The following is a 15914-nucleotide window of genomic DNA, read 5'->3' as shown; positions in this document are numbered from 1 at the left end:
ATTTTACACCAAGAGCCGGACTTTTCGAAGCCCGGCTCTTGCTTTTGGTAAAAAAAGTGCTGCCGCACTAATTTTTATTTAGTGCGACAGCTCCTAAAACATACTTTTCAACTTTTTATCTACTCGACCGGGTCTCAAAACCTACCTGTAAAATTCCTTAAAACCAGCCGTGACACGACCACCTGCTTCTGTATTTTCTATTACAAGATAACCGCCATGGTTTTCGCACATCATCCGACAAATATATAAACCCAATCCAAGATTTTCCTCCCGGCTGTCCTCCTCCGTAAAATAAGGCTCAGCCGCCCTTTTCAGACTTTCCACAGAAAATCCGGGACCGTCATCAGCCACCTCCAGGCAAAACATATCCCTATTTTTAAGAATTCGGATTCGGATGTTCGATTGGGCATAACGAACTGCATTGGAAATCAGGTTATTATAAACCTGTTCAACAAATTCCAAATCCACTTCAATCAATTTATCTGCCATATTATTTTCAAAACATAGCTTCAAATTCTGACGCCCGGCCACAACCACGGCCATTGCTTTCAAATCCGAAGCCAGTTGAATAACATCCACCGGCTGACATTGGGGCCTGGTTTCCTCCAGCCGCTGTAAACGGCTCATACTGTCCGCATACCGTTCCAATCTGGAAACCTGGTTCAATATAGTCATCGCTGTATTTCCGACCTGAGGATCATCATTCGTCTGCAGCATCTCGCCATAACCTTTAAGCACTGTCAACGGAGTTCTCAAATCATGCGCAAAAGCCGCATTGAGACGTTTTCGCTCTTCAACCTGCCGCCACATCTCCGAAAAATTATCCGCCAGCGCAGACCGCATGACTTCAAAAGCTCTACAAAGCTCCCCCAGTTCATCATCGCTTTCATACTGAATCTTAAAATTCAAATTACTATTTGAAATTTTCTCCGCGGCCCATTCCAGTTCATTAATCGGATTTTTAAGCTTATTCCGGTAAAATAGAAAAGCAGCGGCAAATACACAGATTGCTGAGTAAATCGGAGTCACCAGCATTGGAAAAACATCCAGCAGCCCTAATAGTTTTTTATCCATTTCGCTGTATGAAATCTCCTGTTTACTGATATATGTCCCCTCGCCAAGACGTTCTCCGTCCACATTCGTCAGGTAATATTTCTCTCTTGTCTCCGGATAAGCCGCCCGGATATGATTGGATAATCTATCGCACACAAATGAAGTGCCCGCACTGAGTATCATCGCAATTAGGACAAAAGCAATCATGTAAAAAATAATACTGCGCCGCAGCGAAACCTTCATTTTAGCCATTTATAGCCGCACCCCCAGACAGTTTCTATATACACTTTATCTGTCAATGCTCCAATTTTTACACGTATCCGGCGGATATGCTCGGCAACAACACTGCTATCCCCCTCGCTGTCATATCCCCACACCTTTTCATAAATTCTTTCTTTATCAAAAACCTGTCCTGCATTTTGAGATAATAATTCCACAATATCAAATTCCTTTTTGGCCAGCCCCGCCGCATCACCGTTCACATAAACCGCCCGCTCAGAATAATCAACCAAAAGTTCCCCAGAAAATTTCACCTTTGCCTGATTCTGATGTCTTGCCTCTCTACGGAGATGGGCCTGTATCCGGGCTTCAAGCTCCATCAACGAAAACGGCTTAACCACATAATCATCGCCGCCCACCGAGAAGCCTTTAACCTTGTCCGCATCCTCGATCCGGGCTGTCAAAAACAATATCGGACAGGAAACATAATCCCTTACCCGTCTGCAAACCTCAAACCCATCCATCCCAGGCATATTCACATCCAGCAAAATAATATCCGGCCGGTTTTCTATTTTTCCCAGAATTTCTTCGCCATTATAAGCTGTTAAAATATCATATCCCTTACCTGTAAAAAAGGCCGAAAGCATTTCAACAATATCCTTTTCATCGTCGGCAATCAAAACCTTAAAACCCATGTCCGTCTCCTCCCTTTTTACAAGCATATCATCAGAAAATCAACTTTTTATCTACATATCGGATAAAAATACATCTGCCATACTATCCAATCCATACATTGAGACCATATCCTTAATTCCGGATTTTATTTCTCCCCTGCTGAAATCATGTTCTGTCAAAAAATCATCACTCTTATCATTCAAATACGAATAAAACAAAAGTGCCATTTTAAGTTTTTCCATATCGCCACCGGAAACAATTTCGTACAATTGATTTTCGGCATGATTAATGTCACCGACATCAACCATTGCCAGTAAAATATCCAGTAATTGCTTTTCTTCTTCACCTGCCAGCAGCTCTTCTGTTGGTGATTCTGAATCTATATTAAAAAACAACTTTAATATAGCCCTCACCATTTCCCTGATCAGCCGCATAATATAATCCCGTTCAACCATCTATAATCTCCTTTTTTATCATTAAGTACTTTCTCTGCGCCAAATTCTTTACAGAATAATTTTATTCAATATTGCATAAACCAAATTCATATGCTATATTTAAACCAAGAGAACAACCATACACAGTGGTTGGCCGTTGTTTTATAAAGCTCCACCCGGTTGTTGAGAATTCTGGGGTGGGGCTTTTGATTTACTAATGACTAATCAAATGAATGAACGTCAGTAGTGCTATCAAGAAAATTCCGAACTGCATCAAGTCATTAAAACTAAAATCGATTCCCACATTTCGGACAATATTCAAAGTCTTCTGTCGTTGCAAATCCGCATTGGCCGCACCGCTTGATTCTTGAACCGGCCCGCTCCATTCCCTGTAAATGTTCCGGGCGTATCTCAACATTTTCACCTTTTGCTATTCTTTTTCCAATCTCCGGGTTCAAACGGTAAATCGTGTTACAGCATGTTGTCTGAACAAAATACTGCCGGTTCCACTTAAAGCAAGGTATGAAAAACAGAGACAACACCATATATGTCATAAAAACCTGATACTGTCCATAGGCTCCACAATGATTGCAGACAATCATCTGATGATAATTTAATTCTTTTCTTCCTTCATTAATTCCCATCATGAAGAACATGCTTTTCCCTCCAAACTACTGAGAAAATGTTACCAGAGATTTTCCATATCTTCTTTAGTAAACCTGTGATAAATGGTATGACCCATCTCTTCTTTAACACAATAGTAATATGCGTCGACGGAAGCGTCTTTAAAATAGAGAACCTCGTCAAAATCAGAGCCTTCCGGCATTTTTTCACAGACATAGTCTTTACTGAAGCTTTCAAACAGCGCCCGGATATCTGCAACACTGCAATGATGATTTTGCCGGAACAATTCAATCATAGCCTTTAAAAAGGCCGGTTCTTCCACATGTTCATGCACATACGCCGCGCCCTCCGGCGGCACGCTGATTTCGATACGGCCTTTATGGGCCGAAAAATGAAGCTGCCCAAGTTCCGTATCATGAAGGTCTGACGACCCCAAAGCCTCCAGCATTTCTTCGTCATTATCCGTATGGATGCCGAGCATAGCATTTAAGGATTCCACCGGATAATACAGACGTGTCGTTTCTTTGGCAAATCCCAATTTAATCTGGGCCTCTTTAATTTGGTCAATAATATTTTTTATTAATTTTTCCGTATTCATTCTGTCATCTCCCTGTTTGAATCGCAGACTTGGCATTTCTCTTCATTCGTATTATACTATTCAAATAGATAAAACACAAGAAAGGCGGATTTTCATATGAAATTAACCCAGGCCCTCAGCCGGACGCGTCTGTCGGATATTAAAAATCTATATCTCCGCGCTTTTCCTGCTGCCGAACGAAAACCATTTTATATGATACGTAAAAAACAGGCCGAAGGCTCTATGGAAATACTATCCATTGAAAACGATACCGGAGATTTTCTTGGTCTGGCCATTACCATTTTATATAAGGACATTGTTCTTCTGGACTACTTTGCAGTTGACGACAATCAGCGAAATAACGGTGCCGGCTCTTCCGCTCTCCGTATGCTCCTGGAGAGATATATCGGCAAACGTTTTCTGCTTGAAATCGAAGCGCCGGATATTCCATCGGAAAACACTCCCGAGCGCATTCGAAGAAAAACATTTTACCTCAGAAATGGTATGACCGTCATGCCTTTCCGTGTCAATTTTTTCGGAATTGTAATGGAGATTTTGACCAATGGCCCTCAGGTAACCTTTGATGAATACCATGCCATTTTTACCAATTTGTTTACGCCATGGATTGCATCCAACATAAAACACCTGTAAAACTCAATCCTCGGAGACTATCCTGAATGAATTGATCTATGCCTCATCGAATATTGGCTTTACACAAAAACCGGACGTCATACTCATGAATGTATAACGTCCGGTTTCTTAACCTGTTATCTAATATAGCCCCACTAAAACGTCCACGCACTTTTCAATCCCCAATACACCGCTGTCCAGGGAAACGTGATAATTTCCGGCAATGCCCCATTGAGTATCTGTGTAAAACTGATAATAGGCGGCACGCCGTTTGTCTTTATCTTTCAGACGTTTTTCCGGAGATTCGGACCGCTCGCCGTACTGCTTCACAATACGTTCTGCCCGTTTATCCATATCCGCATGAATAAATACGGTCAGGCAGTCTGCTTCATCCTTTAATAAATAATCTGCACAGCGTCCGACAATCACACACGGGCTTTTTGCCGCCAGTTCTAAAATCGTATCCCGCTGAAACTTCCAGACATAGTCCTGAGCCGAATAACCTGCATACTCTCTGCCAAACAAAGCGCCGGTCAACCAGCTGCCCCGTGCCACATCTTCACTGCGCTTTTCAATGTATTCCTTTGTAAATCCGCTTTTTTCCGCGATTTCTTCAATGACCTCGTGGTCGTAACACGGAATTCCCAGTTTAACAGCAACCTCTTTGCCAATCGTCCTTCCTCCACTGCCAAACTGACGGCTTATAGTAATAACTCTGTTTTTCATCGTATCACCCCCTCTTATTCATGTGCCAGAACTTCAACTTTCTTATTGATTCTGCGCATCAGCAAACAGGCAACAATGGCCGTAATAATCTCTGCAATTGGAAAGGTCGTCCATAAAAGCCAGGAAGCTCCCGATGATTTACGCACAATCTGTGCGAACCCCCATGCAACAGGCAAAACAAAAATGAGCTGACGGCACAGAGAGACAAGAAGTGATTCCGGGCCTCCGTCAAGCGCCTGAAATACTCCCTGTAAAGCGATATTCACTCCGGCAAAAATAAAGCTGAGTGAAATTATACGCATGGCGCTGACACAGAGCATTTCCGTTTCCCCGGACAGGCCGAATACCCTTGCAAGCGGTCCGGCAAATGCCTCTACGACAACCGTACCAATCAGCATGATCACAAATGTGTAAAATAAACCATATTTTATACCATCGCGGATACGCGATCTGCTTCCCATACCATGACTAAAGGATACAATCGGCGTGATTGCATCACGCAGACCGAAAGCTGCAAATAAAATAAACTGCTGAATCTTATAATACAATCCATAGGCAGTCACCATATTCTCACCCACAGTTCCCAAAATAATATTTAATCCGTAGGTCATAATAGACATCAGCGCCTGTGCAATGATCGCCGGCAGACCGATGGCGTATATTCCCTTAATAACTGCAGCTGAAGGTTTGAAATACCGGCGCTTATTCACAATATCTTTATTGACCTTTAAATGAAAAATCAACGCAAGAATCCACGAAACACACTGACCGAGGACAGTCGCATAGGCGGCGCCCTTAACGCCCATCTCCGGACAGCCAAACAATCCATAAATCATTATAGGGTCCAGGATTATATTGGTAACGGCTCCGGCAATCTGAGCAATTGTAGAAAACACGGAATGGCCGCATGCCTGAAGTAATTTCTCATATACCGAAAAGAACACGATACCAGGAGACAAGACACAGCAGATTGTCAGGTAATCCACCCCCATATGATAGATCAATTCATTTGTCGTCTGGGTTGATATGTAGAAGCGCACGCCAAAAATACCAAACAATAAAAATACAATATAAATAATCAGAGCTAAAAACTGGGAGTTTCCCGCAACATTGCTCGCCTTCTCTTTATTTCCCTGACCCAGACTCTTTGCCAGAAGCGCATTTGTACCCACGCCTGTTCCAATACCAATAGCTACCATCAGCATCTGCATTGGAAAGGCCAGTGTCAATGCTGTCAGCGCCGCTTCGCCATTTTCCGCCATATTTGAGATAAACGCACTGTCGACAATATTATAAAGGGCTTGGAGAACCATGGATATAATCATCGGCAATCCCATAGTCAACATTAATTTATTTACAGGCATTTGTCCCATTTTGTCTGTCTTTACTGTCTGTTCCATTGAATCTGAAAACCTCCGTCTAATAATTTTCATAAAAAAAGCGAGTAGCAATCAACCGGATTTACGCAGTTTTGCTACTCGCTGTTTTTCTATCATATCAACTTTTTTTATCTTCGTCAAAGGGAGTTTTTAACAAAAATTATTTTTATTTTAAAAATTATTCGTACTTTTTCCCAAACACATACACCGGAATAAATATTCCCAAAACAAAGGCCAGGGGAACAATCAACCGGGTAACAACCCATAATTCGTTCCCATACAGACGCCAGAGAATGACGCCTGCCGCAGGAAACAGAACTGCCCCCGCACAGCTCCAGACACGCCCCACATTCAGAATATGGGGCCAGTTACTGTTATTAAAATGCAGTCCGGGCATATTCATTCGAAAAGCCCCATCGGAAACAAAATTAATTTTGTTCTCGTCATAATAAGCCGGCAGCGTTTCTCTTGCAAAAATACAGAACCAGCCGCCAAACAGCAGCAGCATTCCCGTATAAGGCAACATACCATTCACCATATCGTTCCATGTAACCCCCAAGCTCCGGAATATGAGCAACTCGATTACCACGATACACAGAGTCACCGTATAAATCCCTGTCCATCGTTTGCGGAACTTTTGCCGGAATTTCTCCTCCCTCAATGACATATCCACTGAACAGGTCACCAGTTTTTCAACTTCATCCCTGTTCAATGCACTTTCTGCCTCAAGACGTTCCCCACGAAGCAGCTCCGTTACCGTGACCCCAAAAATCTCCGCCATGGGAATCAACATCGAAACGTTAGGCATGCTCAGGCCCCGCTCCCACTTGCTGACTGCCTTATCGGATATAAAAAGCCGGCTGGCCAGTTCCTTCTGGGTCCACTGTTTCTCTCTTCTGAGCTGAGCGATAAACTCTCCGAATTTTTCATTATCCGTCTGATAGGTAACACCGTTTTTTTCCTTGTCTGTCTGATACATAAGGCCACCTCCTGAAATCATCTTACATTCCGGGCCTCATTAAAACAACCGACCAACAGTAGAATCCCTTCGTCAACGTTGTTTTGTCAGAATTCTTACCGCCTTTGTCAGCCACTGCATCAGACATCCGGTAAGAATCATCAGCGGGATAATAAAAATCAAGCGCCAGTTGAGTATATGAGTAATGTTGAAAAATCCCGGTAAAAAGAAGATTGCCGCCACAAAGATAACACCTACGGCGATACATAAAACACGCCGTCGTGTATTCATCGGCCGGCAGACTTCCCACACGACCATCTGACTGATACATCCTGCCAAAATCAGATTATAGGTCGAAAGCATCAATGAATCAAACCCAAAGAAACCGGCCACCACCTGATTGATCAACATCATAATGACCATAGTCAGGGCGCTTGGCAGAGATATCCGAAGAACATTACGCATAAAGCCATTGCTTGTCACCGTCTCTGTCTGTTCCAGTGTCAAAATAAAACTTGGAATACCGATAGCCGTCGTACTGATAATACTCAGATGAATCGGTACAAAGGGATAGGTACGCCCAAGAATGATAAAAATAATACTCAGCAATACCGAATAAATTGTTTTTGTCAGATAAAGGGCGCTGACACGCTCTATATTCGATATGATCATCCGGCCTTCACGAACAATCGATTTCATACTGGCAAAGTTTGAATCCATCAGCACGATATGGGCTACCTGTTTCGCCGCATCGCTTCCGGCTGCCATGGCAATACCGCAGTTGGCATCCTTCAATGCCAGTACGTCGTTGACACCATCACCAACCATGCCGACCACACTGCCATTGGCCTGATAGGCCTTGACGATCCGCTGTTTCTGCTCCGGACGCACCCGGCCATATACAGTGTAATTCGGAACAACCTCACGAAGCTCTTCAAAATCCTCCGGTAATGTATTGGCATCGATATACCGCTCACCGCCCTCAAGACCGGCCTTCACCGCTATATTTGAAACTGTCACCGGGTTATCTCCGGAAATTACCTTGATATCCACATTCTGGCTGGCAAAATATTCAAAGGTTCCCCTTGCCTCTGGACGGATACAATCAGAGATAACAATCAGCCCCGACGGCTCGACACCGCTGACCGACATATCTGTCATATTTATACCAGAACATTTTCCCAGCAGAAGGACACGCATACCGTCCCTGGAACAGGCATCCACCTTCTCATTCAGCTCTTTATTATCTTTAACAAGAAATTCCGGCGCACCAAGGACATAATTGCCCTCTTCTTCAAAAGCAATTGCCCGATATTTCCGGTCCGATGAAAATGGAATCTTTGATTTGATTTTCCATTTCGATGTTTTCTCAAAGTAGGCCATCAATGCGTCCTGAGTTGCATTGACATCGTCAAAAGCAAAGGCAATCTCATTCATGACATCCCGCATTCGGGCCACATTCTCCCCAAATGGGATTAATTCGACAACTTCTAAAGCCCCCGTCGTGATTGTTCCTGTCTTATCCAGGCAGAGAACATTCACCCGGGCCAGAGCTTCGATGGCTTCCATTTCCTGAACAAGGGCCTGTTTTCCCGCCAAACGTCCAACACCAAGAATAAAGGAAATGCTTGTTAACAGTACCAGTCCTTCCGGAATCATGCCGATAACTCCAGCTACCGTGTTGACAAGGGCATCCGAAAAAGTAATTCCCTCGGCGCCCCACTGAGATATGAATAACAAGATACCCACAGGTACGAGAATCGTGCCGGTCACCTTAATGATCCGCTTAATTGAATCCTGCATCTCAGAGGATGCCCGCTTCTTCTGCTTGGCCTGGCTGGCCAGCTGTGTGGCGTAATTATCCTTTCCTACGTGAATAACTTTCGCCCTGCCGCTTCCGGCCACCATAAAACTTCCCGACCACAGCGTGTCCCCCGGCAGCTTACGCACTGGCCGGGACTCACCGGTGATCATCGATTCATTTACTTCGATGCCCTCCGAATCCAGTACAACGCAGTCCGCACCAATCTGATTGCCATTTTCTACGGAAACAAGATCATCCATGACCAACTCTTCAATCGGAATATCTTTAAACCTTCCGTTCCGGCAGACTCTCGCCTTGCTGGCTGTGATAACTGCCAGATTATCGATCAATTTTTTAACCTTCAGCTCCTGAAAAATGCCGATCACCGAGTTACAGATAATAACTCCAAGAAAAGTCAGATTTTTAAACTGACCCGAAATAATGACAAGCACTCCGAGAAACAGGTTCAGAAAGTTAAAATATGTGAGCGTATGACAACGAACAATTTCGGCCGTTGTTTTTGAAATATGACTATCGGATGTGTTTACCTGACCTTTGTCGATGCGCGCTTTCACCTCTGCGCCAGTCAGTCCGTCATAGTCTTTACCTTCCATAGTTTAGTCCTCATCTGTAAAAGTAACAACATCTTCATTTAAAATATATGGTGTGGTCTGATACACAAAGTAATTCAGCCAATTTGAATAAATCCAGGTACCATGGGCACGCCACCGCATCGTCGGCTGTTTCTTCGGATCATCATCTTCAAAGTAATTTACCGGCACTTCCGGATTCAGACCTTTGTCCACATCTCTGAAATACTCCTTTGCCAGGGTATCAATATCGTATTCTGAGTGACCCATGACAAAAAACTGGGACCCGCTCTGGTTACCCACCACATAAACACCGGCCTCATCGGAAGCCGCCATTATCTTCAAATCTGGTATCTTCTCGATATCCTCTGCGCGGACCGTCGTATTTCTGGAATGGGGTGCATAAAACTCTGAATCAAATCCCCGGAACAATCGGGATTTTTCATTAATCAAATAGTGTTTGTAAACACCGGATAATTTTTTATCCAGAATATATTTAGGTATACCATAATGATAATAAAGTCCTGCCTGGGCTCCCCAACAGATATGAAATGTGGAATGGACATGAGTCTTTGACCATTCCATCACTTCACATAACTCATCCCAGTATTCCACTTCTTCAAAATCCATGAGTTCCACCGGGGCCCCTGTAATGATCAGGCCATCGTACCATTTATGCTTTACCTGAGGAAATGTCTGGTAAAAAGTAATCATGTGTTCCTCAGAAATATTTTTTGCCGTATGGGATTCCATCTGGAGCAACTCAATTTCAATCTGTAGCGGTGTATTTGACAGGCACCTCAGAATCTGCGTCTCTGTTTCAATCTTTGTCGGCATCAGATTGAGAATCAAAATCTGAAGCGGACGGATATTCTGGGTCAGGGCTCTTCGCTCCGTCATCACGAAGATATGTTCGTCTTCCAGAACCTTTCTGGCCGGCAAGTCATTTTGTATCTTAATCGGCATATATAAGTCTCCTGTTCTCTCATTGAAGTTATTTTTTATTCTAAGTCATTTTCATAGATACGTCAAGAAAAGGGCTCTTACGAATTTCTTACCCTTTCCTGTTTTATCATTCAATCCGTTCTGAGTGCCGTTACCGGGTCGCTCTTGGCTGCTTTCTTAGACGGGATCAGTCCGCCGATCAGTGTCAGTATCACACTCAGTACGATTAATACAATTGCCGGAACTGCAGGAAGTACGGCGCTTACATCATTGGTGCCCGCAAGATGATGAATCAGGACATTGCCCGGAATCAGGAGCAGAAGAGAAAGACCAATTCCGATCAGCCCCGCACATAATCCGATGATACCCGTCTCTGCATTAAACACCTGAGATATGTTTCTCTTGGATGCACCGATCGCACGCAGGATACCAATCTCTTTTTTACGCTCCAAGACACTGATATAGGTGATGACCCCAATCATAATTGAAGAAACCACCAGAGAAATAGCTATAAATGCGATCAACACATAGCTGATAATATCTATGATATCGGTAACAGAGGACATGAGCGTTCCTACCATATCCGTATAGGTAATGACCTGTTCTTCTTTGCCTTCGGCCGTCATCCGGTCATTGTAATGATCCAGAATTTCAACAACCTTGCCTTTGCTCTCAAAGTCTATCGGATAAATATCGATTTCACTTGGTTCTTCAAGATCGGCAAATCCCAGTGTCTGCAGATTATTTTCGTAGGATACACCGGAAGCACTGTTCATGGACATCATAAGTTCTTTCAAATCTTCTCCGTCCATATTCATACTGAAAGCGCTGGCAAAAGCATCCGCATCAATGCTCATAGCATTCTGCAGGCTGGTGCCTATCTGGCTCATCGCCTGTACCATGACCGTTTCCATACTTCCCGCGATCTGATTCATCATCTGTTCCATGGCAGATGTGATCTGACTTTCAAGGGCCGAAGATATGGCATTTCCATAGGAGGTAAATGCCCCCTGCATATAGCTTTCAATGGCGCTGGTAATCTGCTGCTCCAGTCCTGTAGTATCTACCATATTGGTAATACCTGATGAGAGAATTTGTCTGGCCGCATCGGTTTCCAAATAACCCAGGAAATATTCGCACATTCTGGACGGATCCGCCAGCCCGTTGGCTGCGGCATAGGCCTGATATCCAGCAGTCAATTCGGCCGTCAGCCGTTCCAGATCCCCCTGAGTGATCGTGACATTGCCATTGATCTGGAAATTTCTTTCCGCCCAACTTGTCAGGACCGATTGAGCTTCAGCAGTCGTCAGATATTCCAGAAGATATTCATCAAATTTATCCGGATCCGTATAGCCATTTGCGGCTGCATAGCTCTGGTAGCCTGCCATGACTTCTGCCACAAGCTGCTGGAGCTGCTCTTTTGAAACCGTTACATTGCCGCTGGATTCCAGGATTGCCTTCATATTTTCGGAAAGAATCTGCTGTGCTTCCGGAGTATTCAGGTATCCCAGGAAGTCTTCAGTCAAGTGAGAATAATCGGCCTCCGGGTGTTCTTTTGTGTAGGCCTGATAACCGGAGAGTAAATCCGATGCCAGTTGGTTGACATCATCGGCCGAAGCTGTAATCCTAATGCTTCCCATGAGGTCGCCCATGCTGATAGCCGGCATATCCGGAAGGGTCAGATGGATCGAGCCCAGATCCACCATGCCGGACATATCAAAGGTACTGCTGTCCATATTAAATGCGTTGGATAAATCCATCGATCCGGATAAACTGCTTAATGCGCTCGTATCAAATCCAAAGGCATTTTCCAGTGCAGAGGTATCTACAGTAAACAGGGAATCTGAATCGAAATCACCATTACTTTCCTCTCCGAAGGCTTCATTCGTAAATACATTTGTATCCCGTTTTGCAAGCTGGTCCTGAACGATCTTGCTCTTTTTTGCTTCTTCGATCACGTGGGTAGTCAAAGATTCCGGATAATAAATCCCGGTACTTAACAGCAGGCCATTGGCCGTTTCCGAAGGCTGAACAATACCGACGATTTTTATATCTTCGCCCTTGTTGACCAGCGCTTTCATATATTCTTTGTTATCCGTTTTATCCTTCCAGACTTTATATTGGTCGTCATATTCGTAATAATCGGAACTATCTACCAGTTTAAATGAAACATTGATAATATCATCATAGGTGTAAGTACCGATATTTTGAGGAATTTCCACATCTTCACCGTTCATAAATTGCTGAATCATATCGTCAAGTTCCATTGAATCCCTCAGTCCCATCGTATACAGCAGAAAATCGCTGATACTGCCGGAAGGACTCAGAACAACAACACATTCATTATAACTTTTCGGCCAGCGTCCCGCTTTCACATCGTATTGACTTTCATAAAGCGCCGGATTTGACGGCAGTTCATAAAAAACGTCCGTACTCATCATGGAAGACATCAGACTGCTGGAGCTGGCAGAGGAACCGATTCCCAGCGAATCAAAAGAACTGTCAGGATTTACTTTACGAAACTTATCCCCATCCTGCCGATAAATCTGCGGCGCCACATTATAACTGTATTCTATAGAATTCGTATAAGCGTCAATTTCGCTTTCTCCACTTTCAAGATATTTTTTCAAAGACTTCAAGTCATTGGTATCCATCGTGGAAAACATATTTGTAACCATCTGAACAACATTGATTTCGTTGTCCGCCAAAGTTTTTTCCTGATCTCCGGATACTCCCATATTCGACACCATAAGCGAACTGAAATCAAAACCGGTATTTGAAATCTGCAGAGGATATTCGGAAAGAGTTTCTTCTTCTATGGATTTAATATAATCATTGACACCGGTAGAAAGGGAGAGAATTAATGCAATACCTATAATGCCAATGGAACCAGCGAAAGCTGTCAGAAGTGTCCGCGCCTTTTTCGTCCGCAGATTATTAAAACTCAAAGCAAGTGCGGTAAGATAAGACATGGAGGATCTTCCCATATTTTTATGCTGAGGCACGTCAAGCGCATCTGTTTCAACAACAAACGGGTCCGAATCCGATCGGATTTTTCCGTCACGCAGTCTGACAATGCGGGTCGCGTACTGCTCAGCCAGCTCCGGATTATGTGTCACCATAACAACCAAACGATCTTTGGCAACTTCTTTCAGCAAATCCATTACCTGAATACTTGTATCGCTGTCCAGCGCCCCGGTCGGTTCGTCCGCCAACAAAATATCCGGATTGTTGACCAGGGCGCGCGCAATGGCTACTCGCTGCATCTGACCGCCAGAAAGCTGGTTCGGACGTTTTTCTACCTGGTCGCCCAATCCAACCTTTTCCAAAGCCTCTCTGGCCCGCTGCCGCCGCTCGGTTTTTCCGATGCCAGAAATGGTCAGTGCCAGTTCTACATTGGATAAAAGTGTCTGATGGGGAATCAGGTTATAACTCTGAAACACAAACCCGATCGTATGATTGCGGTAAGAATCCCAATCCCTGTCCTTATATTTCTCTGTGGAAATACTGTTAATGATCAGATCGCCGCTGTCATAACGGTCCAGGCCGCCGATAATATTAAGAAGCGTCGTCTTACCGGAACCACTCGGCCCCAGAATGGCAACGAATTCATTATCCCTGAGATTCAGACTGACATCGTCCAATGCGTTCTGAACCAGGTTCCCGGTGACGTATTTTTTGCAAATATGCTGAATTTGAAGCATGTATCCTTCTCTCCCTTTAATGTCAAATGCTATTGAATTATTTGTATGTAAATAATATTAGATTATATCAGATTATCCGGAGCTTGTTTCAGAGTTTATATTTTTTTAATTAAATTTTTTCAAAAGAAAAGACAGTCGATTCCTTAAAATCGACTGCCTGTTGCTTACAATATTAAATCTTTTTTCTGAGCAGGGCAACGGCTGCGATACCCAATGCACTTATGATGAGCAGAGCGGTATATAAGCCCACATTGGCGCTGTCGCCTGTTTTTGGAGTATCTGTAACCTTTGCGCTTTCTTTTTTGGTCGTTTCTTTAACCGTCTCTTCCGTTGTTTCTCCGTTCTCATCTTCTACAGCCGCATCTTTCTGAACCAGGACATATTTGCTAAAATGGTTTGTGGCAAATACAACTGTTCCATTTTCTCTGTCAACACTGAATAAAACCGGCGTTACTTCTTTTGTACTTTCATTGAAATAATACAATGCAAGCGCGTCCAGATTCCATCCTTCAGGAACCGGAAGGGATACTGTAGAAGTAAACTGTCCATTATATTCATAAGGCTGTCCGCTGAACAATAACGACAAATCAAATGTTTTTATTTTATCGCCGTCAACCTGAATTACTTTTTGAACGGCCGCTTTTTCCTCTGCCCCGCCGCTGACAGTAACCGTTAATTCCAACTGGTCAGGAGCGCCTTCAGGAAGTACCATCGTTACGCCCGATTCATTGGTTATCGTTGTTGTTTCTGAAGGTTCTGTCGGCTCTGTTGGCTCTGTCGGCCCGGAAACTGCAAAATCAACCGGTACATATATAATTCGCCCTTTGTATTGCCCATCCCGTTCAAAGTAAATGCCGATTTCCATCTGGTCGATCTCGCTCCAGTTGATTTCCTCTTCGCCATTCGGGCCAAACATTGCTGCGTTTTGCAGATCGCTGTTCTTAAATACAATCTTACCATTTCCATCCGAATCCAGATTTACTTCCGGAGTCACACGAATACCGCCGATGGATTCCTTTCCGACATAAAGATAAATTTCACGGTCAGAATAATTTCCACCCTTAGCCTGTGCTTCAAGAACAATGTCGCTCTGACCTGTCCATGTGGAGGAAACTAATGTAAGAGACGGTTCGTATTCCAAAGGTTCCGGCTCTGTGGATTCACTTTCTGTAACATCTGTTTCTCCAATGGTTTCCCCTGTCGTCAGTTCAGGTTCGTCACTCTCATTTTCACTGCTTGTGCTTTGTTCAGGTTCATCACTCTGACTTTCACTATCTGTGCTTTTTACTTCTCCCGCTTGAGAAGTTGCTTCTTGTGCATGGACAATCGCCGTTGAAATCATTGATAAGCTCAATGTAAATGCCAACAGGATTGCCATGACTAGCTTTTTCTTACTCATAACCGTTTCCTCTCCCTCTTTGATTTCCAAAGAAATATTTCACTTTTCTTTCTCTTGAATAATTTTATTTTACTATACGCTTCCATGTCTGTCTATAGCTATACACCCTATAATAAAAAAAGAAGGTTCTTGACCGATTCTGTCTTTTTTGTTATTATAATAAAAGTAACAAGAATGATTATTAATATCATAAAGAA

The 15914-nt window shown here is 43.6% G+C and carries 13 protein-coding genes; 1 reads left to right on the top strand and 12 read right to left on the bottom strand.

What is annotated here, in order from left to right:
• Positions 1 to 141 precede the first annotated feature (141 nt).
• The 5 genes from EV212_RS10625 to EV212_RS10605 form a co-directional block, all read right to left on the bottom strand.
• Complete coding sequence (locus EV212_RS10625) at positions 142 to 1305, bottom strand: HAMP domain-containing sensor histidine kinase (RefSeq protein WP_132092985.1); 1164 nt, start codon at positions 1303 to 1305, stop codon at positions 142 to 144.
• Positions 1293 to 1967, bottom strand: a complete 675-nt coding sequence (locus EV212_RS10620; protein WP_132092982.1) for a response regulator transcription factor — start codon at positions 1965 to 1967, stop codon at positions 1293 to 1295. The genes EV212_RS10625 and EV212_RS10620 overlap by 13 nt, the downstream gene beginning before the upstream one ends.
• A gap of 51 nt (positions 1968 to 2018) precedes the next feature.
• The gene (locus EV212_RS10615) at positions 2019 to 2402 is read right to left on the bottom strand and encodes a DUF6483 family protein (RefSeq protein WP_132092979.1); all 384 of its coding nucleotides are present in this window, start codon (positions 2400 to 2402) and stop codon (positions 2019 to 2021) included.
• Between the two features lie 266 nt (positions 2403 to 2668).
• Positions 2669 to 3037: a zinc ribbon domain-containing protein gene (locus tag EV212_RS10610; protein ID WP_132092976.1), complete on the bottom strand. Its 369-nt coding sequence runs from the start codon at positions 3035 to 3037 to the stop codon at positions 2669 to 2671.
• Between the two features lie 29 nt (positions 3038 to 3066).
• Complete coding sequence (locus EV212_RS10605) at positions 3067 to 3603, bottom strand: DUF3877 family protein (RefSeq protein WP_165873359.1); 537 nt, start codon at positions 3601 to 3603, stop codon at positions 3067 to 3069.
• A gap of 96 nt (positions 3604 to 3699) precedes the next feature.
• Here EV212_RS10605 and EV212_RS10600 point away from each other — a divergent pair, with 96 nt between their 5' ends.
• The gene (locus tag EV212_RS10600) at positions 3700 to 4233 is read left to right on the top strand and encodes a GNAT family N-acetyltransferase (RefSeq protein WP_132092970.1); all 534 of its coding nucleotides are present in this window, start codon (positions 3700 to 3702) and stop codon (positions 4231 to 4233) included.
• A 120-nt stretch (positions 4234 to 4353) separates the two neighbouring features.
• On the opposite strand, the gene EV212_RS10595 is transcribed toward EV212_RS10600, so the two are convergent.
• From EV212_RS10595 to EV212_RS10565, 7 genes are all read right to left on the bottom strand, one after another.
• The gene (locus tag EV212_RS10595) at positions 4354 to 4938 is read right to left on the bottom strand and encodes a cytidylate kinase-like family protein (RefSeq protein ID WP_132092967.1); all 585 of its coding nucleotides are present in this window, start codon (positions 4936 to 4938) and stop codon (positions 4354 to 4356) included.
• A 14-nt stretch (positions 4939 to 4952) separates the two neighbouring features.
• Positions 4953 to 6338, bottom strand: coding sequence for an MATE family efflux transporter (locus tag EV212_RS10590; RefSeq protein WP_132092964.1), 1386 nt, complete (start codon positions 6336 to 6338; stop codon positions 4953 to 4955).
• A gap of 157 nt (positions 6339 to 6495) precedes the next feature.
• The gene (locus EV212_RS10585; protein ID WP_165873358.1) at positions 6496 to 7296 is read right to left on the bottom strand and encodes a helix-turn-helix domain-containing protein; all 801 of its coding nucleotides are present in this window, start codon (positions 7294 to 7296) and stop codon (positions 6496 to 6498) included.
• Between the two features lie 72 nt (positions 7297 to 7368).
• Entirely contained in the window at positions 7369 to 9693 is a 2325-nt protein-coding gene (locus EV212_RS10580) for an HAD-IC family P-type ATPase (RefSeq protein WP_132092958.1), read from the bottom strand.
• Positions 9694 to 9696: 3 nt separating this feature from the next.
• The gene (gene metA, locus EV212_RS10575; RefSeq protein ID WP_132092955.1) at positions 9697 to 10635 is read right to left on the bottom strand and encodes a homoserine O-acetyltransferase MetA; all 939 of its coding nucleotides are present in this window, start codon (positions 10633 to 10635) and stop codon (positions 9697 to 9699) included.
• A gap of 110 nt (positions 10636 to 10745) precedes the next feature.
• Positions 10746 to 14318 carry an ABC transporter ATP-binding protein/permease gene (locus tag EV212_RS10570; protein WP_132092952.1) on the bottom strand — a complete coding sequence of 1191 codons (3573 nt, stop codon included), beginning with the start codon at positions 14316 to 14318 and terminating at the stop codon, positions 10746 to 10748.
• A 172-nt stretch (positions 14319 to 14490) separates the two neighbouring features.
• Positions 14491 to 15717 (bottom strand): sortase B protein-sorting domain-containing protein, encoded by a 1227-nt coding sequence (locus EV212_RS10565; protein ID WP_132092949.1) that lies wholly within the window; start codon positions 15715 to 15717, stop codon positions 14491 to 14493.
• Positions 15718 to 15914 lie beyond the last annotated feature (197 nt).

Source organism: Frisingicoccus caecimuris, from assembly GCF_004340975.1.
GTDB lineage: Bacteria > Bacillota > Clostridia > Lachnospirales > Lachnospiraceae > Frisingicoccus > Frisingicoccus caecimuris.
The sequence above is the reverse complement of the archived record's forward strand: the minus strand, read 5'-3'. Positions and strand labels throughout refer to the sequence as shown.